The sequence below is a fragment of the Cerasicoccus maritimus genome, from assembly GCA_031296935.1.
Classification (GTDB): Bacteria; Verrucomicrobiota; Verrucomicrobiia; order Opitutales; family Cerasicoccaceae; genus Cerasicoccus; species Cerasicoccus maritimus.
Genome location: JAVDPD010000003.1, coordinates 35701 through 60580 on the forward strand (window position 1 = coordinate 35701; position 24880 = coordinate 60580).

The 24880-nt window shown below is 59.2% G+C and carries 20 protein-coding genes and 2 pseudogenes; 13 read left to right on the forward strand and 9 right to left on the reverse strand.

Annotated elements, in window-relative coordinates; all coding sequences use genetic code 11:
• The first annotated feature begins 48 nt into the window (after positions 1 to 48).
• The 4 genes and pseudogenes from RBB62_RS01885 to RBB62_RS01900 all read left to right on the forward strand — a co-directional run bounded on the left by RBB62_RS01885 (position 49) and on the right by RBB62_RS01900 (position 6100).
• Positions 49 to 1104, forward strand: coding sequence for a galactitol-1-phosphate 5-dehydrogenase (locus tag RBB62_RS01885; RefSeq protein WP_309396469.1), 1056 nt, complete (start codon positions 49 to 51; stop codon positions 1102 to 1104).
• A gap of 17 nt (positions 1105 to 1121) precedes the next feature.
• Positions 1122 to 2377, forward strand: a pseudogene (locus RBB62_RS01890) (L-rhamnose isomerase).
• Between the two features lie 294 nt (positions 2378 to 2671).
• Positions 2672 to 3670, forward strand: a complete 999-nt coding sequence (locus tag RBB62_RS01895) for a tetratricopeptide repeat protein (protein WP_309396472.1) — start codon at positions 2672 to 2674, stop codon at positions 3668 to 3670.
• Positions 3671 to 4255: 585 nt separating this feature from the next.
• Entirely contained in the window at positions 4256 to 6100 is a 1845-nt protein-coding gene (locus RBB62_RS01900) for an ankyrin repeat domain-containing protein (RefSeq protein WP_309396474.1), read from the forward strand.
• Between the two features lie 505 nt (positions 6101 to 6605).
• Here the strand turns inward: RBB62_RS01900 and RBB62_RS01905 are convergent.
• Both RBB62_RS01905 and RBB62_RS01910 read right to left on the reverse strand, forming a co-directional pair.
• A pseudogene (locus RBB62_RS01905) lies at positions 6606 to 6950 on the reverse strand (transposase); the annotation flags it as partial.
• 256 nt (positions 6951 to 7206) lie between these two features.
• Entirely contained in the window at positions 7207 to 8043 is an 837-nt protein-coding gene (locus tag RBB62_RS01910) for an alpha/beta hydrolase (RefSeq protein WP_309396476.1), read from the reverse strand.
• A gap of 105 nt (positions 8044 to 8148) precedes the next feature.
• Between RBB62_RS01910 and RBB62_RS01915 the strand changes: the two genes are divergently transcribed.
• A complete protein-coding gene (locus RBB62_RS01915) occupies positions 8149 to 10500 on the forward strand; it encodes an ATP-dependent DNA helicase (RefSeq protein ID WP_309396478.1) in 2352 nt (783 codons plus the stop codon).
• 191 nt (positions 10501 to 10691) lie between these two features.
• On the opposite strand, the gene RBB62_RS01920 is transcribed toward RBB62_RS01915, so the two are convergent.
• Complete coding sequence (locus RBB62_RS01920; protein ID WP_309396480.1) at positions 10692 to 11978, reverse strand: beta-ketoacyl-[acyl-carrier-protein] synthase family protein; 1287 nt, start codon at positions 11976 to 11978, stop codon at positions 10692 to 10694.
• Here RBB62_RS01920 and RBB62_RS01925 point away from each other — a divergent pair.
• Positions 11977 to 12537 (forward strand): ApeI family dehydratase, encoded by a 561-nt coding sequence (locus RBB62_RS01925; RefSeq protein ID WP_309396481.1) that lies wholly within the window; start codon positions 11977 to 11979, stop codon positions 12535 to 12537. The two genes, RBB62_RS01920 and RBB62_RS01925, sit on opposite strands and share 2 nt — an antisense overlap.
• 27 nt (positions 12538 to 12564) lie before the next feature.
• Entirely contained in the window at positions 12565 to 13362 is a 798-nt protein-coding gene (locus RBB62_RS01930; protein WP_309396483.1) for a hypothetical protein, read from the forward strand.
• A gap of 154 nt (positions 13363 to 13516) precedes the next feature.
• Here the strand turns inward: RBB62_RS01930 and RBB62_RS01935 are convergent, their stop codons facing one another.
• The 5 genes from RBB62_RS01935 to RBB62_RS01955 form a co-directional block, all read right to left on the reverse strand.
• Positions 13517 to 14056, reverse strand: coding sequence for a hypothetical protein (locus tag RBB62_RS01935; RefSeq protein WP_309396485.1), 540 nt, complete (start codon positions 14054 to 14056; stop codon positions 13517 to 13519).
• Between the two features lie 297 nt (positions 14057 to 14353).
• A complete protein-coding gene (locus RBB62_RS01940) occupies positions 14354 to 17629 on the reverse strand; it encodes an efflux RND transporter permease subunit (protein WP_309396487.1) in 3276 nt (1091 codons plus the stop codon).
• Complete coding sequence (locus RBB62_RS01945; protein ID WP_309396489.1) at positions 17626 to 18885, reverse strand: efflux RND transporter periplasmic adaptor subunit; 1260 nt, start codon at positions 18883 to 18885, stop codon at positions 17626 to 17628. Before RBB62_RS01945 ends, RBB62_RS01940 begins: the two co-directional genes overlap by 4 nt.
• 3 nt (positions 18886 to 18888) lie before the next feature.
• The gene (locus RBB62_RS01950; protein ID WP_309396491.1) at positions 18889 to 20412 is read right to left on the reverse strand and encodes an efflux transporter outer membrane subunit; all 1524 of its coding nucleotides are present in this window, start codon (positions 20410 to 20412) and stop codon (positions 18889 to 18891) included.
• Positions 20409 to 21044, reverse strand: a complete 636-nt coding sequence (locus RBB62_RS01955; RefSeq protein WP_309396493.1) for a TetR/AcrR family transcriptional regulator — start codon at positions 21042 to 21044, stop codon at positions 20409 to 20411. Before RBB62_RS01955 ends, RBB62_RS01950 begins: the two co-directional genes overlap by 4 nt.
• A gap of 168 nt (positions 21045 to 21212) precedes the next feature.
• On the opposite strand from RBB62_RS01955, the gene RBB62_RS01960 reads away from it, so the two are divergent.
• From RBB62_RS01960 to RBB62_RS01985, 6 genes are all read left to right on the forward strand, one after another.
• Complete coding sequence (locus RBB62_RS01960) at positions 21213 to 21584, forward strand: hypothetical protein (protein ID WP_309396495.1); 372 nt, start codon at positions 21213 to 21215, stop codon at positions 21582 to 21584.
• Between the two features lie 123 nt (positions 21585 to 21707).
• Positions 21708 to 21923 carry a hypothetical protein gene (locus RBB62_RS01965; RefSeq protein WP_309396497.1) on the forward strand — a complete coding sequence of 72 codons (216 nt, stop codon included), beginning with the start codon at positions 21708 to 21710 and terminating at the stop codon, positions 21921 to 21923.
• Between the two features lie 45 nt (positions 21924 to 21968).
• Positions 21969 to 22454, forward strand: a complete 486-nt coding sequence (locus tag RBB62_RS01970) for a zinc-ribbon domain-containing protein (RefSeq protein WP_309396499.1) — start codon at positions 21969 to 21971, stop codon at positions 22452 to 22454.
• Positions 22436 to 22948 carry a hypothetical protein gene (locus RBB62_RS01975; RefSeq protein WP_309396501.1) on the forward strand — a complete coding sequence of 171 codons (513 nt, stop codon included), beginning with the start codon at positions 22436 to 22438 and terminating at the stop codon, positions 22946 to 22948. Before RBB62_RS01970 ends, RBB62_RS01975 begins: the two co-directional genes overlap by 19 nt.
• Complete coding sequence (locus tag RBB62_RS01980; protein WP_309396503.1) at positions 22909 to 23451, forward strand: hypothetical protein; 543 nt, start codon at positions 22909 to 22911, stop codon at positions 23449 to 23451. The genes RBB62_RS01975 and RBB62_RS01980 overlap by 40 nt, the downstream gene beginning before the upstream one ends.
• Before the next feature lie 150 nt (positions 23452 to 23601).
• Complete coding sequence (locus tag RBB62_RS01985) at positions 23602 to 23940, forward strand: hypothetical protein (RefSeq protein WP_309396505.1); 339 nt, start codon at positions 23602 to 23604, stop codon at positions 23938 to 23940.
• Here the strand turns inward: RBB62_RS01985 and RBB62_RS01990 are convergent.
• A complete protein-coding gene (locus tag RBB62_RS01990) occupies positions 23929 to 24876 on the reverse strand; it encodes a GDP-L-fucose synthase family protein (protein ID WP_309396507.1) in 948 nt (315 codons plus the stop codon). The two genes, RBB62_RS01985 and RBB62_RS01990, sit on opposite strands and share 12 nt — an antisense overlap.
• Between the last annotated feature and the right edge of the window lie 4 nt (positions 24877 to 24880).

Genomic DNA, 24880 nt, shown 5'->3' on the forward strand with positions numbered 1-24880 from the left:
AGGCCTCCCGTTGGAACATTATATTAACTCTGCAATACAAAGTTTAAGATGAAAGCCCTGGTTCTCGAAGCCAATCAACAACTCACCTACACCGAGCAACATCCTTTGCCGGAGGCGCCGGACGAGCGGCCCACCGCGTTGGTCAAGATTGCGGCCTGCGGCATTTGCGGGTCGGATATCCCGCGTGGCTTTGGTGGCAAAGCTTACTTTTACCCGCTGGTCATGGGCCATGAATTCAGTGGCGTGGTCGAAGAACCGGCGCCGAATGGTCGCTTCAAGCAAGGCGATCGGGTGGCGGTGTTTCCGCTGATCCCCAAGAACATGGATACCGATCCGGCAAATCAAACTGGAAACTACGCTCAGTCGCGCGAGTATGATTACTACGGCTCGCGCCGTGATGGCGCCTTTTCGGAGTATCTGCGTATTCCCGAGTGGAACTTGTTTCCCGTCCCGGATCATGTCGATTTGCTGCATGCTTCGATGACGGAGCCGGCGGCGGTCGCTCTGCATGCGATTCGCAAAATGAACATTCAGGCGGGCAGCGATGCGGTGGTGTTTGGCGCGGGTCCGATCGGCAACATGGCGGCGCAGTGGCTTCGAATTCATGGCTGCTCGCAGGTGTTCATCGTCGATGTGGAAGAGCGCAAACTTCGGCTCGCCGAGGAAATGGGCTTCGCGCCGATCAACGCCAAAGAAGTCGACCCGGTGCCGGCCATACTGGAAATGACCGACCAACAGGGCGTTCATTGCAGTGTTGAAGCTTGCGGATTGCCGATCACTTTTCTACAGGCCTTGCAAGTCGCGGGCATGTTTGGCGAGGTTGTTTTCATGGGTAACATTGTTGGCGAGTTCAAGATCGGCGAGAAGGACTTCTCCAACATCCTGCGCAAGGAACTGACAATCCACGGCACTTGGAACAGCAAGATCACGCCGGTGGGCGTGGATGACTGGACCACCGTGCTCAAGCACCTGGATCGCGAGTTGATCGTCGCGCCCCTCATCACCGATAAGCTCCCACTGTCGGCAGGGCCAGAAATTTTTGACGATCTCGCGAACCGCCGCAACTACCACAACAAAGTCATTTTTGATGTCCTGAACAGCTAACCCCGAAACCTTTTTATATGAGTCACGAAGCTTACCGATTTGCCCAAGAGCAATACGCCGCCGTCGGCGTTGACACCGAGCAAGCGCTCGCTCAGCTGAATCACATCCCGGTCTCCTTGCATTGCTGGCAGGGGGACGACGTTGCCGGCTTTGAAGCGCCGGAAAAAGCGGGCGCTGGCAGCGGCTGTCTCGCCACGGGCAATTATCCTGGTAAGGCGACGAGCCCCTCGGAACTGATGGCCGATATCGAAGAGGCGGCGAAGAACATTCCCGGACCGCTGCGCCTGAACCTGCACGCCAGTTACGCGACGGACGGCAATCCGCTGCCCGAGCGCAACGAGATCACCATTGAAAATTTCCGCTCCTGGGTGGAGTGGGCCAAGTCCGTGGACTTTGGCATCGATTTCAACCCAACCAGCTTTAGCCACCCGAAGGCCAACGACGGCTTCACGCTGTCGAGCAAGGACCCGGCGATCCGTCAGTTTGGGTCGAGCACTGCATCGCCTGCCGCAAGATTGGCGCCGCGATTGGTGAAGAGCTGGGCAACCCGGTCGTGAATAATATCTGGATTCCGGATGGCTACAAGGACACGCCGGCTAACCGCCTCGCGCCGCGTGAGCGACTGATGGACTCCCTCGATCAGATTCTGGGCGCCGATGTTTCCAGACAGTGGAACATCGACGCAGTCGAAAGCAAGTTGTTCGGCATCGGCGTGGAAAGCTACACCGTGGGCTCGCACGAATTCTACCTCGGTTATGCCGCGAGCCGCCAAGTGGCGCTGTGTCTGGACGCCGGGCATTTCCACCCAACAGAATCCGTGGGCGACAAAATTTCCGCGACCTTGCTTTTCGTGCCGCGCCTGCTGCTCCATGTCAGCCGTGGTGTGCGTTGGGACAGCGACCATGTCGTTACGCTGGACGACCCGACGAAGCTGATTTTGGAAGAGTGCGTGCTCAGCGGCCAAATGGATCGCATCCACGTCGGCCTGGATTTCTTTGACGCTTCCATTAACCGCATCGCCGCTTGGGTGATCGGTACCCGCAACACCAAGCGCGGCCTGCTCAAAGGCCTGCTCAAGCCACAGCAGAAGCTTTGCTCAGCGGAAGATGCAGGGGACTTCACTACCCGTCTGTCATTACAGGAAGATGCACGCAGCTTGCCTTGGGGCACCGTCTGGGCCGAATATTGCCAGCGCCAAGACACCCCGGCAGATACGAAATGGCTGGCCTGCGTGCAGGCATACGAGCAGCAAGTGTTGAGTACGCGCACTTAAAATATTTAAAGACGAATCCTGACGCTTTTATTTGTTGGCGTAAAACTGCAACAAGGCATCCAATATTTACTGGAGGAAAACAAGGTGCTCAAACAGCAGCTGGATGCTTCGGGGCGGAACTCATTGAGCATTCTTGCAGGGGAGGATGCTTGCTTGGGCGGTGGACAGGGGCTTTACTTGCCGTTGGCATTCATCCCGCTGGAATTGAAGTGGGCATGGTGATGATGGGCTTGAATTCTTTCTCGCAGAGCACTTGCTATTGCATTCTAGGGCAGCATTTGCCTTGTTGAATGCGTGCCGAAGAAATCCAGCCAACCACGAAAGCAGGCCAAAAAAGCCACGAAGAAGGCGGCCAAGAAATCCGCCAAAGTTGCCCAGAGTGTCGCGGATCCCATGGATCAGTTGATGCTCGAAAAGTTGGGTGGCGACCACGCTGCATTGGCGGAGATGAAATCCGCCTTGAACGAACTGATGGACGCTGTTGATTTGGCGGGTGGTCCCGAAGCGTTGACAGCGATTGACTGGAGCAATGTGCCCGGAGACATCGGCGATGAAGACCGTCTTTTCGATGCCAACGAGCTGGTTTACGCCGCCCAGAATGCGCCAACGGTGAAGAAGCGCATCAAGCTAGCGCGTGAGGCGATTGACACGCACCCGGAATGTGCTGATGCCTGGTTGATCCTGGCGCGTTCACTGGAACTCACTGCTACGGAATACGAGTGGTACGTGATCCGAGCGATCAACGCCGGTCGTGTCATTATAGGCGATGACTTTGACGACTTTCGCGGTGAGTTCTGGGGCTTCATTGAGACGCGTCCCTTCATGCGCGGCATGGCTGCGTTGGGAGATTTTTATTTCGCAGAAAGCAAGCAACTGGCAGCTATTGAAATTTGGGAGGAAATGTTGGAGCTCAATCCCAATGACAACCAGGGAATACGCGATTATCTGGGCGCCGCATACCTGATGGTGGAGGACCTGGACGCGGCGCGCGCCTTGCTCGACCGTTACCCGCAAGAGCTGGCGGCCTGGCTTTATGGCAATGCGTTGGAGCTCTTCCTGCGTCACGGTGCGGGCAAGAAGGCTGATGCCGCCCTCAAGAAAGCGTTGAAAAACAACCCCCACTGTGCGGAGTTTTTCACGGGCGCCCGCCAGTTGCCGAGTGAGATGCCGGGCATGTATGCGCCGGGCAGCCTGCAAGAGGCGGAAATCCTTGCCCATCATGCGCAAGCGTTATGGTTGGGCAACCAAGACGCTGTGAGTTGGCTCAAGCGCGTGTGCGGCAAAAGCAGTTAATCCGATCAATACAGTCCTGGCTAACGCTCTACGCATGGTGTCTCTAGTCAGTAGCCCAAGGTCTTCATCCGCGCCCGCGCGCGACGCCCCGAAAAGACTACGTAGGAAACTCGCAATAGCCTACGTAGGAAACTCGTAAAAGCCTATACGGTTGTTTCCGAAAAGCCTACGTAGGAAACTCAAAAAGAACCGCTCGGTTCTTTCCCCAGTACAGCATCGGTTATCGGGCAAGTACAGCCACTGTTGTTGCTTCAGTACAGCAGCGGTTCTTTTTGAAAACACAGGTGTGGGAATTGAAAAGCACCCTGGATGGCATCACTGAACGTCAAAAAGTGGGTTGATGATGTCGTGGCAGAGATCCACTTCGACAAATGTCAGCCCCCAAGCCTGCCCCCTTGATGTTTCTGTCTTGGCCTGTGAACTTTGCCCTTGACCTTAGTGCTCTCGGCGAACTGACTGATCAGTGCGTTTAGGGACGCATCCTGTCCGCGGGAAGGGTTCAACCCACCTTAATTTTACACACAGTTACATAAACCGTTTCTGCCCGTCTTAGCGGACGCCGGGTTCCACCAGAAAGGGTTTATTATGTCCACACCACGCAAGCGGCTTCCCGTGAAGCCCTCCGCCGAACACCTGCGCAAGCAGGCCAAACGCCGTCACAAGCTCGCTCCGGAGAACGCGCTCTCCGAGCACCAGCATGCGCTGGCCAGTGAATACGGCTGCAAAAGCTGGGCGCAGCTCATGCACATGGTCGAGACCATGCTCCGCGGCTCCGACCAGTTGTCCTACGTGAAGTATGAATTGGAGGCGTTGCCCAAGGCCGCCAAAGAAGGCGACGAGGCCAAAATCCGAGACATCCTGGCCTCAGGGGAATTCACCCAGCACGATCTGGATTTCGCCTTGGCCCAAACCATCATGCGGGCGCCCCACCTCGGTGAGTTGCTCATCGAGCATGGTGCGGATGTCGACGGCCAATATGGCAGCGACTACGGCCCCATCGTGCTTGTCTGCGGCGAGTGTCAGGACCCGGATGGCTTCCAGTTCATGGCGGATCATGGCTGCGATCTCGGTTTCACGCCGCTGCCTTCGAAATACGGTCCTGCCAGCCCGATGCTCGGCGTGTTGAAAACTTATGTTCGCGGTCGCAACGACAAGAAGCACCGCTGCATTGACATCCTCGAACGACATGGTGCCTGGCTGCCGCCGGAAGACGAGGTGACTCCCGCGATGTGGGCCATCCACAAGGGGGACGCCAAGGCCCTTGCCCGGCTGATTGACGCCGACCGTAGCCTGTTGACCCGCACCTTCCCGCACATGGACTACGGTAACATCGGCTTGGCGGGCGGGACGCTGCTCCACATGGCGACTGAGTATGCCGAGATGGAATGCCTCGACGTCTTGATTGATCGCGGCGCCGACATCAATATCCGCGCCGAAATAATCGACGGCGTCGGCGGCCACACGCCCATTTTTCACGCCGCGCAAAACTACCCGTATTGGAAAACCGAAGCGCTGCCATACCTGGTCAAACGCGTTGGCGAATGGCTGGACACATCGATTCGCGCGACCGTCAACCAGCAGGGAAATGTCGTTGGCCCGGTCAGTGTGATGGAGCTCTTTAAGGACGAGAAAGAGGTGATGGCCTTGCTCGAACCACTGGACATCAAAACCCGTTTAAAAGAAGCTTTGCGTCGGAGCGACACTGCCGCCGCGCAGGCGTTGATTGAGGCGCACCCGGAGAGCCTGGGCGTCGACCTTTGGCCCGCTGCGATCTTTCAAGGGCAAAGCGTTGCTTCGACGAAACTCCTGGCCGAGTCGGGACTTTCGGTGGATGAATGCACCGCGCCGCGCAAGCCCTTGCACCTGGCCGTGTATCAGTTTTCCGAAGAGCTGGTCGCCTACCTGCTGGAATCAGGCGCGGATCCGAATCAACGCAACCCATTGGGCGAAACCCCACTGGAGCTGCTGAACGCCTACGACCCGCGCCCGGTCAACGACCCCGCTGTCCTCGCGATCCGTGAGCAGCTCTTGGCGGCTGGCGCCGTGGAAAGCATCTTTAGCCTGATTTGTTCCGCTCCTATGGAAGCGTTGACCGCCGCGATTGCAGATCAACCGGAGCTCCTCCAACGGCGCGTTCCCGTCGACGACCTTTGCCCATTATCTGTTGCTTGCGATGCGGGTCGGCTGGAAGCCGTTAAAGCGTTGCTCAACGCCGGCAGCCCGGCCGATGCACCCAACGAATTCGGTAACACGCCACTCTGGTTTGCGGTCGGCAGCCAAGCTTCCATCGAAGTCAAAATTCAAATTGCCGAATGCCTCCTTGCCGTTGGCGCCAACCCGCACGCTGTCTGTGAAGACAACTCGACGCCACTTAGCCGCGCTGAGTCCCTGGGGCTGGAGGAGCTGGCTAGACAACTACAGTCGCCATGAATAGTTGAACCTGGGACCTCTAATCTGACCCAGGACACAACGTATTAAGGCATTCGTCAGGCTTTTCTCAGAGCGATCCAGGCGTAAGGCTAATGGGAACTGGGCGGGACTGGTAGGGACGTTGTTTGTGCAGTACGCTCCAGATGGTATTGCACACGCGGCGGGCAACGACGCAGATGACCTTCGCGGGTTTTGAACATTTATCATCGGTAGGAACTCTTCACACGCCGATGAAAAGTGCTGCTATGAAGTTTTTTGAGTCAAGCATGCTGTTTGTTATTTTTTCTGGTTGAAGTCCTCCCTCGGTTGCTCGCTTGTTTTCAAGCGGCTTATACTGCTATGCGCGCGCGATTTACTCGGCGCTTAATGACGTATTCAATGTCGTTTGAGGGTGGCAGGCGGTCTCATTTCTAGAACGGGCTTTGCCCATACACTTTTCCAGACGCGCTCCTTCACTGGAGAGATTATTGGTTTGGCTTTTCTACTTTGTTTATCTTGAGCGAAGTTATCCTATTGACGGTTTGATGAGCAGGCCGATTTGCTCGGGGGTGGTTTGGCCGGTAAAGAGTCGCCACAGGTCCACGGCGAGTCGTCGGGCGACGGCGACGATGGCTTTTTTCCTGGCTGCCGGGGAGGTTTTCTTTTCCAGCAAGGCGGCGCGGAACTTTTGGATCGGCGGGTAGTTGGGCTGATAGCGCACCAGGCGCCAGGCGCACTCGACCAGCTTGGCGCGCACGCGGGGATTGCCGTGTTTGGTGATGTGGCCCTGCCTGCGCTTTTTGCCCGAGGAGTGTTCGCTGGGGCACAGCCCGGTGTAGCTGCTGACTTGGCGGCGGTTGTTGAAACGACTCCAGCCAAACGGACCAGCCTCGTAACAGGCATACACCTGCTCGGCCTCAGACTGCTGCTTGCTCACGAAGCGAAGAAAAGACTCACGAGTGCGAAACTTTTGCGAAGTCTGAGGCGTGCTGCCATCAACTTGACGAACCACCACGTAGCTGTCAGCGTGAACATCGATGCCGAGCTTAACGGCCAGGTATTGTTTTTTGATCTATCATCGGTTGCCGGGGTGAGCAAGGGCTGGACCCGGCTACTTCATGTTATCTCTAGTTCGCCGCTGCTTCCTGCTTGGCCTTGGCGTGCGCCTTTACCTCGCGAATGAGCAGTGGGTAGGCGGGCTCGACCATCCAATGGCCGTAGCCATCCATCTCGAACAAGCGGATGTCGGGGTGCCCGACGACTTTCATCATCCGGTAGAAATAGGCGTTTTCCTCGTAGCGGCCGACCATTTCCATTTCGCGGTCGCCGGTGATGAGGAGCATCGGCGGCGCGTCTTTGCTCACGTGGTAGAGCGGCGCGAATTCGTCGACGATCGGTTGCGTGATCGGGATGTCGCGCTCTTCGCGAATGGCGAGGTGAGTGATGGTGTGTCCGCTGAAGGGGACCAGTGATGCGATGTCGCTGGGCTCTTTGCCAAACTTGGCCAAATATTGTGGGTCAAGGCCGATCATCGAGGTGAGGTAGCCGCCGGCGGAATGGCCCGACACGGTGATCAGCGACGGGTCGCCGCCGTAGTCCGCCACGTGGTCGAGCGCCCAGCTAACGGCCGCTGCTGCGTCGTCGATGGCCGTCGCGGCTTTGACCTTGGGCGCCAGTCGGTAGTTGACCGCGATCACGCCGATGTCGCGCCCCTTGAGACGGTTCGCAATGTATTTATTGCCCGAGCTGAGGCCGCCGCCGTGGAACCACACGATGGTCGGAAAGCCCTCGACGTTTTCCGGATAATAAAAATCCAGCACGCAGCGCTCGGCAATGTAGTCATCGGCTTGGCGCGCAGCTTCATCGTAGTAGGGGATGTTTTCCTTGAGCTGGTAAGTCGTCTCTGCGTGGCAGAGCGCGGCGAGGAAGGGCATTAATAACATGGCCAGGGGGAATGCTTTCATGGCTCTATCAGGGCTGCTTAACCACGGGTGAGTCAAGGTTTCTGTCCGCTAATGGCTGGGCGGAATTTGTCAAACTGTTGAAGCGAGCCTTGCGCCCGTCAAAGAATGCCACACGGTCATGGCATGCGGATCTACCCGGGAGAGCGACGCGTCACACTGAGCGCGCGCGAGCTGGCGGAATTCCGGCTGGGGCCGGAGTCCGGGCGTGGCTTTTCCGGGCAATGGCGCACCGCGCTCGGTACGGCCTGGCACCGCGACATGGAAACCCACACCCGCGCCGCCGATCCCAATGCCCGCTTCGAGGTAACCATCGCTGGCATCCTCCGCCGCAACAACTGGACCATCGAGGTCAACGGCCGCATTGATCAGGTCCTCGAAAAAGACAACTTCACGCTCCTGCGCGAGGTTAAGACGACGAGCCGCCCGCTGCCGATGGCCGAGGAAGACCTCGCCAACGCCTACCCGGAATACCGCCGCCAGATCGCCGTCTATTGCCTGCTCGCGGGGCTCAATGGCGACTTCCCCAAAGCCGTGCGCGGCGAGCTCTTGTTCGTGTCGATCGACGACGGCATCACGCAGACCCTGCCGATGCGCGACACGCCAGAAGCTATTCTGGAAACGCAGCTCGCGCGCATTACGATGTTTTGCGAAGAGCAAAGCAAGCGCCGCGAGCGTTTGGCACCGTCGGAGTTCAAGCCGGCGTTTAAAGAATTTCGCCCCGAGCAAAAGCTGATCCGCCGTGAGCTGGAGGAGTCGGTGACGCTGTCACCCGTCCGCCTGCTCGAAGCGCCCACCGGCTTTGGCAAGACAGGCATCTCGCTGCAACACGCGCTCGAGCGCATGCGCGACGGCACCTGCGACCGCATCATTTACCTGACCGGCAAGAGCACGGGCCAGCACCAGGCGGTGCGCCAGATAAAGGCGATGATCCCGACCAACGGCGACCTGCGCTACTTCCAGCTCCGCAACAAGCGCGAGCACATCATCCAGACGCCGCGTCACGATTGCACGCGCGCGGAGTCGTGCCTCGAAGGTGTGGAGGAGGCCTGGGACGCGGCGGGGATCAACCCGGCGGGCTTGTTCGACGAGGGCAAAATAAACGTCGACGACTTCCGCCAGCTCGGTGCGTTGACCGGCGTTTGTCCGTTTGAAATCGCCAAGGCCTGCCTGCCGTTTGCCGAAGCGTGGGTCTGCGACTACAACTACATTTTCTCGCCGCGGCATCGTGGGATGTTTCAGGGCGTAATGGGCTTCGACCCGTCGCAAACGCTGCTCATCATCGACGAAGCGCACAACTTGCCAACGCGTGTCGCCGATAATTTTTCCTTCGCCGACACCGCCGCTGAAGCCGAGGCGCTCGCCGCTGAACTGCGTGGTTCGGGCCAGCCGTTCAAGCTCGTGAAAGCGGCCGACGACTGGGCGGAGTTCCTCGTGACGCTCAAAGAAAAAGAAGAGCACCCGGCGACCGTCGAATACGAGGCGCTCGATCTGCTGACACACCTCAACGACGCCATCCAGCAAACGCGGATCGAGGCCGAGCTACTGAGCCCGTCCGCGCGCGAGCACTTGTTTTCTTTTCCGGGGTGGCGCGAGTTTTTGGCGGACGACCGTTTCCCGCGCTTGTTCTGGTCGCCGCGTGGAGGCTCACTGCGGGTGGCTTGCCTCGATGCGGCGCCGCACTTGGCGCAGGTGCTCGGTGAGTATGGCGGCGCGGTGCTGATGTCCGCGACGCTGAGTCCGGAGAAATCCTTTGCCGCGAGGCTGGGGCTCAACGTGCCGTTGTTGCGCGCGGGCGCTCCGTGGCGGGAGGGCGCGTATCGCGTGGCCGTGGATGCGCGCGTCGACACGCGTTACCGCACGCGGGCGAATCACTACGTGCAAACCGCAGAGACGATTCAGCTGCTCACGCAGCAGACGACGGCTCCGGTCGCGGTGTTTTTCCCGAGCTACCATTACGCGGAGACGATCAAGGCTTACTTGGGCGAACTCGACTCGCTGTTGCGCGTGGCCATGCAGCCGCGCTCGGTCGACTTGAATGGCCAGCTAAGCTTTGTGGAAGAAAGTTTGCTGACGGCGCACGTGCTGTTCTTTGTGCTGGGGAGCAGCTTCAGTGAAAGCATCGACCACCTGGGCGGGCGCATCAGCGACGCAATGGTCGTCGGGCCCGCGTTGCCGGAAGTCAACCCGGTGCAGAAGGCAAAGCTGCGGCAATACGATCATCTTGGCCGCGAAGGCGCGTTCCGCGAAGTGTATCAGCTGCCCGCGATGACGAAGATTAACCAAGCCCTCGGCCGCTTGGTCCGCGCCCCCGGCCAAAGCACGCGCGTGATCCTGCATTGTCGTCGCTTTGCAGAGCAAAGTTACCAGGACTTACTCGCGCCGGAGTATACGCCGGAGACAGAGCTACACAGCTTTAACGAGCTGGTCGGCTGGTTGGCGGAAACTGTGGTTGGTTGAGCGCGGCAGGGGTGGGGTCAAAGTCGAGACCGAGCACGCCTAGTCTTGCTTATTTAAACAGTGCTTCCTGAAAAAAATTCAAGTTGTCTACATGTTATCCCTAGTGTGCTTCAGATAAGGCGCAAGGCTATCGGCCAATTTGACGGAATGGCCCGGAGGGCTACCCTCGTTGTCATCAGTGTCCGGTGTCCTTATCCGGCGAACTTCTTGTAGGCGATGACCGCGCGCGCGCCGCCGAAGCCCATCGCGGACTTCAGGTGCCCCTTGTGGGTGAGCGGTGTGGTTTCCTTGGAAAGCTCGATACCCAGCTCGGGGTCCGGGGTTTCAAACTGCGGGTTGCCGGGCAGATAGTCGCCGTTCATGCTCAGGATGCCGCCGATGATTTCCAGCACGGAGCTGGCGCCGCCGGAGTGTCCGAGGAAGCCCTTGAGCGCCATGATGGATGGCATCTTGTCGCCGAAGAATTCACGCATCGCGCGGGTCTCGGTCAGGTCGTTGTACTTCGTGCCGGTGCCGTGGGCGTTGTAAACGTCGATGTCGTCCACGGTGGCGCCGCCCATTTCGAGGGCGTTCTTAAAGGAATCCGCAAGCTGGCCGCCACTGGTGTCCGGCGAGGTGAAGTTCACGCCGGGTGCCTTGTCGGCGTCGAAGACGTCGTGGCGTTCGTCGAAGCCGATGATTTCGGCAATGATGTTCGCGCCGCGGGCAATGGCGTCGCTCTTGCGCTCAAGGACGACGACGCCGGCGCCTTCAGCCGGGCCAAAGCCGTTGCGATCTGCGTCGAACGGGCGGGAAACGCCAACCGGGCTCAGGGCGCGGGCGGCGAGGAAGCTGGCCGAGACAAAGTCTGTCACCGAGGCTTCGGTGCCGCCGGCCAGGACCATCTTCGGGCCGCCGGGGCGGTTGAGCTGGAGCATGTCGCAGGCGCGAATGATCGAGGTGAGCGACGAAGCGCAGGCGGTGTTGACCGTGTAGGGCGAGCCCTTGAGGTTGAAATACGTGCTGATGACGGACGCCGAGGCGCTGGTCATATACATCGGGACGGCGAAGGGGGAGACCTTTTTGCCGGCGTCGAAGTCGTCCTGCAGGCGGTCGTAGCTTTCCACGCCGTTGAGGGCGATGCCCATGACGACGGCGCAGTTGGTCAGCTCTTCGTCGGTAAAGTTGTCTTCTTCGTCGAGGAGGCCGGCGTCTTTGGCGGCTAGCTTGGCGGCGACGAGGGCCAGCGAGGACATCTTGTCCAGGCGCTTGGGGCGCACGGCGCCGCGATATTTAGCGGTGGGGGGGAAGGATAGGTAGTCCTCAGGCTCGAAGTCGCCGATAACAGCGCCATTGACCAAGGGATATTTCTCGTTCGTGCTGCGATCAGAGATATCCTTGTAGCCGTGCTTGCATTGGCGCAAACTTTCGTCCATAGCTACATTTCCAACCCCAATTGGGGAGACTGCTCCCATACCGGTAATAACGATCGAATCCATGATAAAAGTTTTTAATAGTGAGGCTGCGTTTGATTACGCAATCGAAAAAGAAGAATCTCTCGAAGAGGCGCAGATCCGCCAGTGCGAGACGGGGGATCTTTATGGGCCGGAGTTTGGCAAGTTGCCGAACGGTCAGTTTCTGTTAATCAGTCGCGCTCACTTCAAGAAGTTTCAAAAGAATGAGGGAGGTATCTACGGGCATGCAAGGGCAGAGTTTGACTTTACTGAGGATACTTGGTTCTTCAAAAACCACTTTCATGGCGACCCGGTGATGCCTGGGACCCTACAGATTGAAGCGATTCTCCAACTGGCTGGCCTGTATTTGGCTTGGGCGGGGATTGCTGGCGTGGGCCGTGCCCGTGAAGTTGGCCGCACCGTTTTCTACGACGAGGTTCGCCCGGACACTGGCTCGAAGTTCTGCTTCGACATGACTGTCACCAAAATCCAAGGCCGTGGCAAGCTGACCTACCTCGTGGGCCGTGCCGTGGGTTACAAGGACAATGGTGACCGCGCCATGGCCATGGACGGCATTAAGCTGATCAAGGCCATCCGCGACTAAGCTTAGTTGCGGCGCGGCTACCAACGCGTGCAACAAATCTATCAAATCCTGCCGGAGTATTTGGATGCCCGCATCCTGAATACGGCGATTTACCCGAAGCTGGAACTCGAATCTTTCTGGACGAATGACTGGTCGCCCGGTTTTTTTGCGCGTTTGGCGCAGGCGGGCTTTCTCACGATCAGCTGCCCGCTGCGGATGGGGCCAACGATCCTCGTCGCTCAGCTCCACCCAACGTATTCTGTGCTCAGTTGGCCGGACTTGCACATCGACCGCAAGGTCGCGCGGCTCGTCCGGAGGGGAGAACTGGCGGCGCAGGGCGTGCATTTGCGCATCACCGCCAACCCGCACCGCGTATGCTTTGGCATCCGCCGGGCCTATGGCAATCAGGCCTGGCTGACGCCGCGTTTCGCCCAGATGATGGCCGAGCTGGCCACCGGGCGTTACGCCGACTGCCGTGGGGTGGCGGTGGAGCTGTGGCGTGACGGCGATGCTCAGCCCATCGGCGGGGAGATTGGCTACCTTTGTGGTGCGGTTTACACCAGCCTCACCGGCTACCTCGACCGCTCGGCCCCCAATGTGCACAATTTGGGCAAGGTTCAACTCGCCGCGCTGGGCATTGTTTTGGAACGATGTGGCTACCGTTTTTGGAACCTTGGGCAATCCATCCAGCAATATAAGAAGGACCTTGGCGCCAAGGTGACGCCGCGTATGGAATTCCTGCCCCGTTGGTTGCCCGCTACGCGTCAACGCCCGGCGCTGGACTTATCGGCCTTGCTAGGGCAGCGGCTGAGCTGCCAAACTTTGCTGGCTGAGAAGACTGCCTAGCGGCCTGTCGGCTTTAATCGCTTCATTTAAAGTTGTGTCTGTCGAGGAGTTGGTCGCTGCGTGGTCTATGGGTGACTTTTGGGCGTGATACGGTGATTTCGCTCTCTGCGCCCTCCGCGGTTAAAGACGAACACGTCACACTGGCGCAGGCGCACTACAGCGCCGCCTGCCACATGGCGACTTCGCCCGGGATGCCGAATTCCGCCAATGCATTTTCTATCTCTGATATACTCGGCTCGACCACATCGTGCTTGGGATCGTTGGGGTAATCCGGCGCCACCGCGCGGACGACTGCCCACGCGGCCCAGGCGCGCCATTTCTTTTGATCGGCGCGCTCGCCGCGCACGCGGTCGGCCAAGTGCTGATAATGCACGCGCGGGTTGCCGATGAAGGTGTCGTCCGGGTTATTCGCCACCAGCCAGCCAATGGCGCGGTAGGGCAGGGGCCATTGCGCGAGCTCGGCTTCTTCGCCCTGCAGATTGGCATAGAGCCCGCGGTCGACTGCCAGCAGTGCGCGGGCGCTGAGTTGCTGCCGCCAGAGGAATTGCCCGTAGGTCAGCGCGGTTTGATAAAACTCGCCGCCCTCGTTGCCACGCCACTGCGCCAGGTGACGCCACGTCATGTGTTCGGTGGGCGTGGGCAGGTGTGGGCAGTCGCGGGCGGATTCCATGACGCGGACCTTGGCGCCGTTCACGCACCCGGGCAAGGCTGGAGGGATGCGTGAGCGAGGCGTGTTCGTTTTTTAACCGCAGAGAACGCAGAGGGCGCGGAGAGCACGGAGCCAGCGAGGGGATTTTGTTTACAGGAAGATCGGGAAGAACGGGAAGCGTGGATAGGCGTATTCATTTTCACGCCAAGAGCCGAAGACCCAAAGATTTTAGCGGAGGAGTATTTCTTCGAGAACTCCCTCTTTTAAACTCCCTCCCCGGTCTCTGCGCTCTCCGCGTTCTCTGCGGTTTAAAAAACGAACTCGTCCTACCGACCACGCCCGCTACGCGTGCTCAGCCTCGGCATCCGCATCGTCTTTGCCCCAGAGCCATTTCCAGATCCAGATCATCGCGTGCTTGAAGTCTTCCAAAATCAAATACGTCGCGGGCACCAGCAGCAGCGTGATGAACGTGGCAAACAGCACGCCAAAGCTTAGCGAGATCGCCATGGGGATCAGGAACTGCGCTTGCAGACTTTTCTCGAACAGAATCGGCATCAGCCCGCAGAAGGTGGTGAGCGAGGTCAGCAGAATCGGGCGGAAACGCGCGGCCCCGCTTTCCCAAACGGCGGTGAGCAAGTCCACGCCCTGCTTGCGCTGTTGGTTGATGTAGTCCACGAGCACCAGGCTGTCATTCACGACCACGCCCGATAGCGCGATGATGCCAAAGATCGACAGCTGGCTGATCGGGTGTCCCATGAACACGTGGCCCAAAAATGCGCCCACCAAACCGAACGGAATGACAAACATCACGATCAGTGGTTGCAGGTAGCTTTTGAACGGAATCGCGAGCAGCGCATAGATCACAAACATGACCATGACCGTGCTGCTGAGCATGCTCGAATTACTTTCGCGGACTTCCTCGTCCTCGCCGCGGAAGATGAAGTTCACGCCTTCATAGCGTTCCTGCAGGACAGGGATGACTTTCGTGCGGAGCGTGTTTTTGACTGACTCCAGGTCGATGTTGTCTTTGTCGGCGTCGGCCAAAACGTTGACGATGCGCTGGCGGTTGTCGCGGGTAATGGCCGCGTAGCCGAGGCCCACTTCTGCATCGGCCACTTCGCTAAACGGCACTTCGCGCCCGTCGGCGGTGCGGATGCGCATGCGCTCCAGGTTGCCGATGGACTCACGCTCCTCGCGCGGGTAGCGGACCATCACGCGGATGTCGTCGCGGCCGCGCTGCACGCGCTGGGCTTCGTCGCCAAAGAACGCCGCGCGCACCTGGTTGCCGAGCTCCAGCTGGCTCAGGCCGAGGGCTTCGGCGCTGGGCTTGATGTTGAGCTGAATTTCCTTTTGGCCGTCGGCGAGGTTGTCGCGAATGTCGAACACGCCATTAAAATTTCGCAGCGCATCTTTGAGCTCGTTGGCGACCAAGCGAAGCTCGCCCAGGTCATTGCCGGTTAGTTGAATGTCAATAGGCTCGCCCTGACCGCCAGCTGCGGTGGCTTCGAAAGTCATGGCTTTAACACCGGGCACCTGGCCCAGGGCATCGCGCCAGCGGTTGGCCAGCAGCACGGCGGAGTCTTCATCGTTGCGCAGCTCGGACTTGCGCAGCTCGACGACGACTTGCCCTTGGTGGCTTTGCACTTCCATGGACCCAGCGCCCATGGGGCCGCCGCCAAAGGCCTGAATGCCGAGCACGGATTGAATTTTATCCACCGGGTTCGGGCGGCCCGCCGCCTTACTTTCGGCGATGACTTCATCCAACGCGCCGTTGATGCGGTCGATTGCTTTTTGGGTGACGCTGGCGGGCGTGCCATCCGGGTAGGCGAACACCACGCCGATGTAGTCGCTGGGCACGGCGGGGAATGGCACAAACTTAATCCAGCCGCCAATCACGAGTGAAAGCGTCAGCCCGAGGATGCCCACAAAGCCCGTCAGCGTGACGTAGCGGTAGTTCAGCGCCCAGGCCAGCTGCGGGCGGTAAACTTTGTCGATCAGGCGTTCGAGCCCGTCGGAAATTTTGCGCTGCAGGCGTTGGAATGCGTTGATTTTTTCGCGCTTGCGCTCGCCCACCTTGCACAGCGAGAGGTGGTAGGGCAGGATGAGCTTGGACTCGATCAGCGAGAAGAGCAGCGTCGGGATGACGATCATTGGAATGGCCTTCAGGAATTTGCCCTGGAAGCCCGGGATCATCAGCATCGGAATGAACGCCACCGCAGTCGTCAGCACGGCGAAGGTTACTGGCGTGGCGACGGCCTTCGTGCCGCGGATGGAGGACGCTACGCCCGGGCCACTGCGTTGGAATTCCGTGAAGACGCTCTCGCCGACGACGATGGCGTCGTCCACCACAATGCCGAGCACGAGGATGAAGCCGAAGAGCGAAATCAAATTCACCGACACATCGATCCACGGCATGGCCAGGAAGGTGCCGAGGAAGGAAATCGGAATGCCCAGCGTGACCCAAATTGCGAGCGACGGGCGCAGGAAAAGCGTCAGCACACACAGCACGAGGATGAGGCCGATGATGCCGTTTTCGATGAGCATATTGAGGCGGCCCCAGAGATAAAATGAGGTGTCGCGCCATGTGCTGATCGTGATGCCCGGCGGCAAGTCGTTTTGCTTTTCGATCACGTAGGCGGCCACTTTGTCGGATATGCCCAGCGGGTTTTGTTGGCCGACTTCAAAAACCACGAGGTCCACGCCGCGCTTACCGTCGGTCATCATCACGAGCGGTTCATCGGTGAAGCCGTCGTTGATGTTGGCCACTTCGCCAAGGGTGATGCGGGAGCCGTCTTCGCGCGTAATGAGCACGATGTCGGCAAACTGTTGGCGGTCGTAAGCCTGGCCTTTCGTGCGGACGAGGATCTCGCCGCCGTCGCTCTTAATCGAGCCGCCCGGCAAGTCGATGGACGTCGTTTGCACGGCTTGGGAAACGTCGTTAAACGTCAGCCCGTGGCGGCGCAGCGCGTCTTCGCTGACCTCGATGCTGATCTCGTAATCGCGCACGCCAATGATGTCCACCTGGCTGATCGAGGAATTGCTGACGATGAATTGCTGAAACGCGGCCCATAAATTAAAGTCATTCAGCTCGCGTTTGACGCGCTCCATACGCGTGCCGCCGTAGGCGATGGGCAGCGCCAGCAAGTCTTCGCGGACTTCTTCGGCAAGGCGCTTGAGGGTCTTCTCGTCGGTGTCGCCGGCGAGGGAAATCGCCATGACTTCGCGGCGGATCAGGTCTTCCTGAATGATCGGGCGCTCGGAATCCGGCGGGAAGGTGTTGATGGCGTCAACGCGGGTCTTGATGTCGTCCAGTAGCTTGCGCACGTCGTAGCCTTTATCGACTTCCACGGTCACGGTGCCGTAGCCTTCGATCGAGGTGCTCGTCATTTCCTTGATGCCGTCGAGGTCCTGGATTTCCTCTTCGATGCGCTTGACGATCTGCTCTTCCACCTCGGCAGGCGCTGCGCCACGGAACGGCACGCGCACGGTGATCGTGTCGAAGGAAAACTGCGGAAACAGCTCCACCTTGATAGTCGCCATCGAAGCCAGCCCACCCAGCACGAGGATGAACATCAGCAGGTTGGCGGCGACGCCATTGCGGGCAAACCAGTTGATCATGACGCGTCGCTTTCGCCGTTTTCAACGACCAGTTGCATGCCTTCGATCACGTATTCGACGGGGCTCGTGATGACGCGGTCGCCCGCCTCCAGGCCTTCGCTGATCACGGCGCGTTCGGTGTCGGCCTGAATGACCACCACTTCGCGGCGCGTTAGCGTGTCGTCAGCTTGCGCGATGAGCACGGTGTCGCCCTCGCGCAGCGCGAAGCGGGGGATGGAGAATGAGCCCTCGGCCAAGCGTCCTTCGACGTGGGCCTGCACAAACTTACCGGGCTTGAGGCCGGGGCGGCCTGGCTGCTCAGGGTCGGCGGCCAGCGGGTTTTCAATTTCCACGACGACATCCAGCAGGCGGCTGCGTGAATCAAACGCAGCGCCGGTGCGGACGACGCGGCCCTGCCAGGTATAGCGGCGGTTGCCGAAGTCCGTCATCAGCGTGACCTGCGGTCCCTTGATCGACTCCATGTCATCAAGGCCGCTGGGCAAATCGAGGCGTGCTAGCTCGGCGTCAGAAAGCGGCAGGTAAACTTCGGCGACATCGCTGGCGTAAATTTTCCCCAGCACGCCATTGGCGGCAATGAACTGCCCGACGTCGGCGGTCTGCTCGACCACGCGGCCATCGTAGGGCGCGCGAACGGTCGTGCGCTCCAGGTTGCGCTCGGCGCGTTCCACGCCGGCTTCCGCGCTTTTGATCAAAGCCTTGGCCTGTTCGAGCTGCGGTTTGCGCAGGGCGAGGTCGGTCGGTTCGCCGCGGCCGAGGTCTTCCCAGTCGGCCTGGGCTTGCTCGGACTGCGCGACTTCCTGCGCGAGGTTAAACTTCGATTGGGCAAGCTCGGCTTGGGCATTGGCGAGCGCGGCCTCGTAGTCGACCTTTTCAATCTGGATCAGCACTTCGCCTTTTTTAATGAACCCGCCCTCGCGGAAAGTCGGCGAGACGGATTCAATGCGGCCGGAAACTTCCGCGGTGAGCTGCGTTTGCACGCGCGGCTGCACGGCACCCTGCGAGTCCACGCTCAGGCGAATCGCTTCGGGCTCCACGGTGACGGTCTCCACGGCGACGACGCGCGCGGGCGGCGCTTTTTTGTCGGGCTCGGGCTTGGACTCGATGATGAGTTTGCCCAGCCCTCCGGCAATGACGAGGATGACGATGGGCAGCAAAATCTTCCACGGTGTCACGCCACGCTTCTGGGCGGCAGGCGACTCTGCGGGCGTCAAGGGCGGCGGATTGTCCTCGTGGGATGACGAATCGGGACGGCTCATAGCTTAAATTTCTTCGGTCGTAGCTTTGTCCTGCAAAGCTACTTTGTCGGGCAAAGTAGTTTCAGGCAGAGAAATTTCTTCGGGGCCAAGCGGCGATTTCACTTCGACGCCTTCTGGCGGAAGCTCGTCGAAATCGCCACCCAGCGACAGGTATAGATTCACGCGGTTGACGAGGCGGTTCGTGCGTGCGGAGATCAGCGCGGTGCGCGACTCAAAGGTGCGGCGCTGCGACTCCAGTACGGTGATGATGTCCGTGAGGCCGCGCGAATACTGCTCCCACGCGGCGTCTTCGGCGGCGATGGATTGCGTGGCGGACTCGTCGAGATTCGCGACTCGCGCATCAAGGAATTCCTCCGAGGCCAGGGCAATCTCTACTTCGGCAAATGCATCGAGCGCGGTCTGCCCGTAGTTGGCGAGGCTCTGCTGGGCAACGGCCTTGGCGCGGTCGACGGCGGCGCTCAGGCGCATGCCTTGGAAAATCGGCTGCAGCGCATTGCCGGCCAAAGTCCAAACCGAGAAGCTGCTGTCGAGCAGGTTGCTTAAAGAATCACTGGAGTAGCCATACTCGCCGGTCAGCGCGATGCGCGGCAGCATGGATTTACGCGCTTCGCTCACGCGCTTGCCCGAGGCGGCGAGTTGACGCTCGGCCACGATGAGGTCCGGGCGGCGTTCCAACAACTCCGACGGCAGGCCCACGGGCACTGCGCGGGTGATCGAGGGTAGGGTGGCGGCTACTTCCAGCTCCTTGGCCGGGTAGCGCCCGAGCAGGACTTCCAGCTCGCGGACCGCGGCATCGTAATCGCGGCCCCGCAGGTCCATCGCAGCCTGGGCGGCGGAGGTTTGCGCCAGCGAAAGACGCAGGTCCAGCGCCGGGCTTACGCCGCGTTCGTAGCGATTGCGGATGGCGTTGGTGGCGGTGTTGAAACTTTCGTAAGTGCTCGTGGCGAGCTCCAACTGCTGGCGCGCTTCGATGGCGCGAAACCAAGCCGTGGCGGTGCGGGCGGCGAGCGAAAGCCGGGCACCACGGTAGGTCGCGAGCTGCGCCTGGACGTCGGCCAGGGCGGCGCTTTGGCGATCACGCAGGCGGCCCCACACGTCGATTTCCCACGTGGCACCGACGTTCAGCGCCACGCTGTTAAACGTGCTGGGCGTGCCAAATACACTTTGCTTCTGGCGGCCGCCGCCGAACTCGCCGTTGATTTGCGGGTAGGCGTCGGCACCGGCAATGGTAGCCTCTGCGCTGGCGATGCCGAGGCTCGCGGCGGTGGCCTGCAAATTATAATTGTGCGCCACGGCCTCCTCTACGAGCACGCTGAGCTCGGGCGAGTCGAAGTCGTTGACCCAGCCTTTTTGCGCCTCGGGCAGCGTGGCGCCTTCGATGGTTTCGCCGGGGGCGGCGTCGGCGGTCCAGTTGGCCGGGTAATTGGCCGGCATTTCCTCGACGCGGCTGGCCGGCGGCTCTGCGCAGCCAGCCAGGATCAACGCTAAGCCCACGGGCGCGCCAAACTGCCAGCGAAGCAGCTTCATTCGGCGGGGGCCTCCATGCCGCGGAAACCGGCGCACATGTAGCTTACCAAATGCGTGCACATTTTATCCTGATCGCCAAAATCGATGTGCTCGGTGCAGGCACCTTTCGGGTGGTAAATGAGCAGCGCGCCGAGCATGGCGCCGATGGCAAAGTGGAAACGCCAGGCGAGCGAAGCCGGTGTTAGTCCGGGTTCGGCGACAGCAACAGCCCCTCTGAAGCGCGCTGTCAAATCGTTGAAAAACTCCACATGCAATTGCTGCCAGAATTCCTCGTTTTCCGAGAACATCCGACCGACCATGCGCATGAAGATGATATTTGTGCCATCGGGGCCCTGAGCCTGCTCAAACATAGGGCGCAGCAGCGCGTCGAAAATCGCCTCTAGCGTGGCGCCGCCGGGCTGGGCTTCAGCTGCCTCAAGACGACGTATGCGCTCGTCGTTGAGAGGGACGATTTTCGCGCGAAACATATCCCACATCAGGGCTTTCTTCGAACCGAAGTGATAGTTAACTGCGGCCAGGTTGACTCCGGCCTCCTCAGTTAGGCTGCGCATGGAAGTGCCGTCAAAACCACGTTCCGCATAAAAGCGTTCCGCTGTCAGGAGGATGCGTTCTCTAGTGTCTAAAGCGTCCATTTGTTTCAAACGCGTGTTTAAAACCTGAGTTGAAGCAAATGTCCAAAGAAAAAATTATGAATCTGGCGTTTGACGCCGACCTTTTAACCGCCGAGTCTGAATCTTGTTTTAACCCGAATTCTCGCGTCCCGTCGGCTTATGCTGTTAATTTACCTAGCGCCGCTCATTATGCTCATCGATATCGCCCAACTTTTGGCGGCAGAGAGGTTTATTGGGGTAAAGGCAATACGAGCAGGAATCCACCCGCTGGATGCGGAGCATCAACCAGCTTCGGGACTGATGCTCCTTTGGCTGCTGGGCCTCGGAATTATGTGGCTATACATGGCGCTATTGGTCATCGACCCACGCGGTGGCCTACAGGGCGCGCTGATGCTGATGGTGTCCGTGGGCGGCTTTGTGCTGCGGCGCGTGGCCGGCCTGAAATGGGCGCTGGTGCTGATGACGATTGAGACCGCCATCCGTCTCGGTCTGCTGGCCAACATGCTCATGGTCATCTTTTTCTTCGGCGGTCGCCTCCTGCCCCCGAGCTATTATAACTGAGGCAAGTCGGCTTGTTGGCACAGCTAGACGTAGGTTATTAACCGCAGAGAGCGCGGAGGACGCAGAGATCTTGGAGCAAACGAGGTGTGTTTATTTTACCAAGAACCGAAGACCAACAGTTTAATGACGCTCCACGCTACCTTTGCGCCTCTTTCTGTAAAACCCACGCTTCCCATTCTTTCCGATCTTCCTGTTAAAAATATCGTCTCGCTGGCTCACCACTCTCTGCGCTCTCCGCGTCCTCTGCGGTTAAAATATCCACGCCTCGCTGGAGTTTTGCTGCCGCTCTGCCTGATCGCCTTTGCATTGCGGGCTTATAAAATCACGATTAAACTATAATTGATTGGCCAGGCGGCGCGTGTTAGCATGGGATACAGTTACCTTATGAGCCGCCACATCTCTAACGAACGCAAGGGTGCCTATTACATCGGCATGGGGCTGATGATTCTGGGCGGGCTCTTGTTCGCCTCCAATTTTCTTTTCGTCGCCTCCAGCATGAGCAGTGGTCCCAGCTTCGGTGGCCCGGGCTTTGGCGGTGGCGGCAGTTCTATCGTCGGCGGGATGGTCGCACGGGCGCTAGGCGGTATGGCGCTCATCGTGATCGGCGGGATAATCCGTGGCATTGGTGCGCGGGGCCTCGCGGGCTCCGGCGTGGTGCTCAACCCGCAGCAAGCTCGCCGTGACCTCGAGCCCTACAGCCGCATGGCCGGCGGAATGATTAAAGACGCCGTCGATGAATCTGGCATCGACCTGGGTGGCAGCAGTCGCCGCAGCGAGCCCGAAAAGGTCGTCATGATCAAGTGCCGCGAATGCGGCAAGCTCAACGAAGAGGACTCCAAATTTTGCCAGGAATGCGGGAAGCCGATTTAGGAATGATGCGAGTTCCGGAGAAGCAAGAACTGCTCAACGAAATTAATGCCGCCTTTGCAGACTGTCGGCGCCCGGCGGAGTTTGTAAACGCCGCACACTGCGAGGAGTGTGCCGAGCACAATGAGACCCTCACGAACACCAATCGCGATGAAATCTCTTTGAAAGAGCTGGGTATGGCGGGTTGGGATCCCATGTGCTTTGTGAAGCCAGCCGGGTTTCTCTATTATTTTCCGGCCATGGTGCGCCTCGCTTTTGACGACCGCTCCGACAACGTTTACTTGGGGCAATTACTCTTTCATTGCACCTATGAGGGGGTGGAAAGCCGGTTTTTTAAGCACTTTAATGCCAGTCAGGTGAAGGTGACTGCTGACCTGATGCGTTTTTTTAAATACAATTGGCAAAGGAAAATCTACCTCCACGGATTAACGGATGACGTAGACCGGGCCGTGGCCATATGGGAAAACCTGGAAAGGCAGGCATGCGAGAGGCGTTAGCACCAGAAGAGGAGCCAGTCCGCCCGCCGCGGCCACTGCGGGTGACGATTATTGCCGTGCTGTTTTGCCTGTTGGGGATTTCGGCAATCTGGGAGGTGGCGGAGGGCCTGACGCGGAATTTTTACAACTTTAACTTTGCGGTCTGTCTGCTGCCTGTGGGCATTGGCCTGTGGAAGGGCAAGCGCTCTTCGTTGGGCTGGGCGAAGTTTTGGATTTATCTGAGTTACTTATCGGCTGCCGTTGGCATGATCATGGCTCTGGCTATTGGTGGCGGCGGTGATCTTACCTTTACTTGGGGCGATACTGTGCTGCATGGCAGCGAAGCGCTTCTTTTTGTGATTCCGTTTGCGCTTGGCTTACTCGGGGCTCTGGTGACGGTGCACTGGCTGCTGAAGTCACCGACTAGTGAGGAATTTTTCGAATGGCGTCTCTTGGCGTCTTTGCGCGTCTCGATGGAGCGGCCTTTGGGTAAATCCGAGGCAGAATCGCGCGAGCCAATCTAATTTTTCCATGAAATCTCTGCTTTTTCTCTCCCTGACTTCACTTTTCCTGGTTTTGAGTGGCTGCAAGGAGCCGACGGCACCACCGAGGCCGCGGCGATCCCGCCCGCGAAAGCCGGAATTTATGCTTCCATCCTGCATGAGGAAGGGCTGATGCTTAAGCTCGCCTTGTATGACGAAAAGCAAATCGCGCTCTTTCTCGGCGATGAGGAACTGATTACCATCTGGACAAATTTAGGGAAAAGTCAGCCAGTGGATTACTACATCGCAATCCACAGAGGCGTGCTTTACACGGGGAGTGCGCGGTCTGAAATTTCGCTCGTCGAAAAAGCGAACGGGCTGCGGCTAGATGCCGTTTTCGATCACGGAAACCAGCCTGTTCAAGCAGCGGTGCTCGGCCATACCGCTGATGGCACGCCGTTTCGAATCGGATTGGAACCGCTCAATGAAGAGATTCGAATAGCACTGGAGCGGGAGGCTTCAGGCGCGTAGTGAGCCGTCGGCCATTTCGTCGAGGAAGCTCTGGTAGGTCAGCTGGACGCCGGTGCGGAGGTCGATCTTGGGCTCCCAGCCGAGGCTGCGCATGATGGAGGAGTCCATCAGCTTGCGCGGTGTGCCGTCGGGGCGGTTGGTGTCCCAAACCATCTCGCCTTCAAAGCCAACGGTTTCGCAGACAATCTCGGAAAGTTCCTTAATGGTGACATCGCTGCCGTAGCCGACATTGACGAGGTCGGGCGGCTCTTCGAGCTCCAGCAGGTAAACCAGGGCCGAGGACAGGTCGTCCACGTGGAGGAACTCGCGCATCGGCGAGCCGGTGCCCCACAGGGTGATGTCCTTGGCGCCGGACTCCTTGGCTTCGTGGAAGCGACGGAGCAGGGCGGGCAGCACGTGGGAGTTTTCACCGTGGTAGTTGTCCCGCTGACCATAGAGATTGGTCGGCATGGCGGAGTGGTATGTCACTCCGTATTGACGACGGTAAAATTCGCAAAGCTTGAGGCCGGCAATCTTGGCGATGGCGTAGGCTTCGTTGGTGGGCTCCAGCGGGCCGGTGAGCAGGGCGTCTTCGCGCATGGGCTGCTCGGCGAGCTTCGGGTAGATGCAGGAGCTGCCCAGGAAGAGCACGCGTCCAACGCCGTGTTGATACGCGCCGTGGATCAGGTTTTGCTCAAGCGCAAGGTTTTCGTAAATGAACTCCGCCGGGTAGGTGTTGTTGGCGTGGATGCCGCCCACTTTGGCTGCTGCAATCACGATCACGTCCGGCTTTTCGGTTGCGAGGAACTCATTGACGGCCACTTGGTTCGTCAGGTCCAGCTCACTGCGGGTGCGGGTGATGATGTTGTGGTAGCCCTTGGCTTGAAGCGCGCGAACGACGCCGGCACCGACCATGCCGCGGTGACCGGCCACGTAAATTTTCGAATCGGAGTTCATGGGA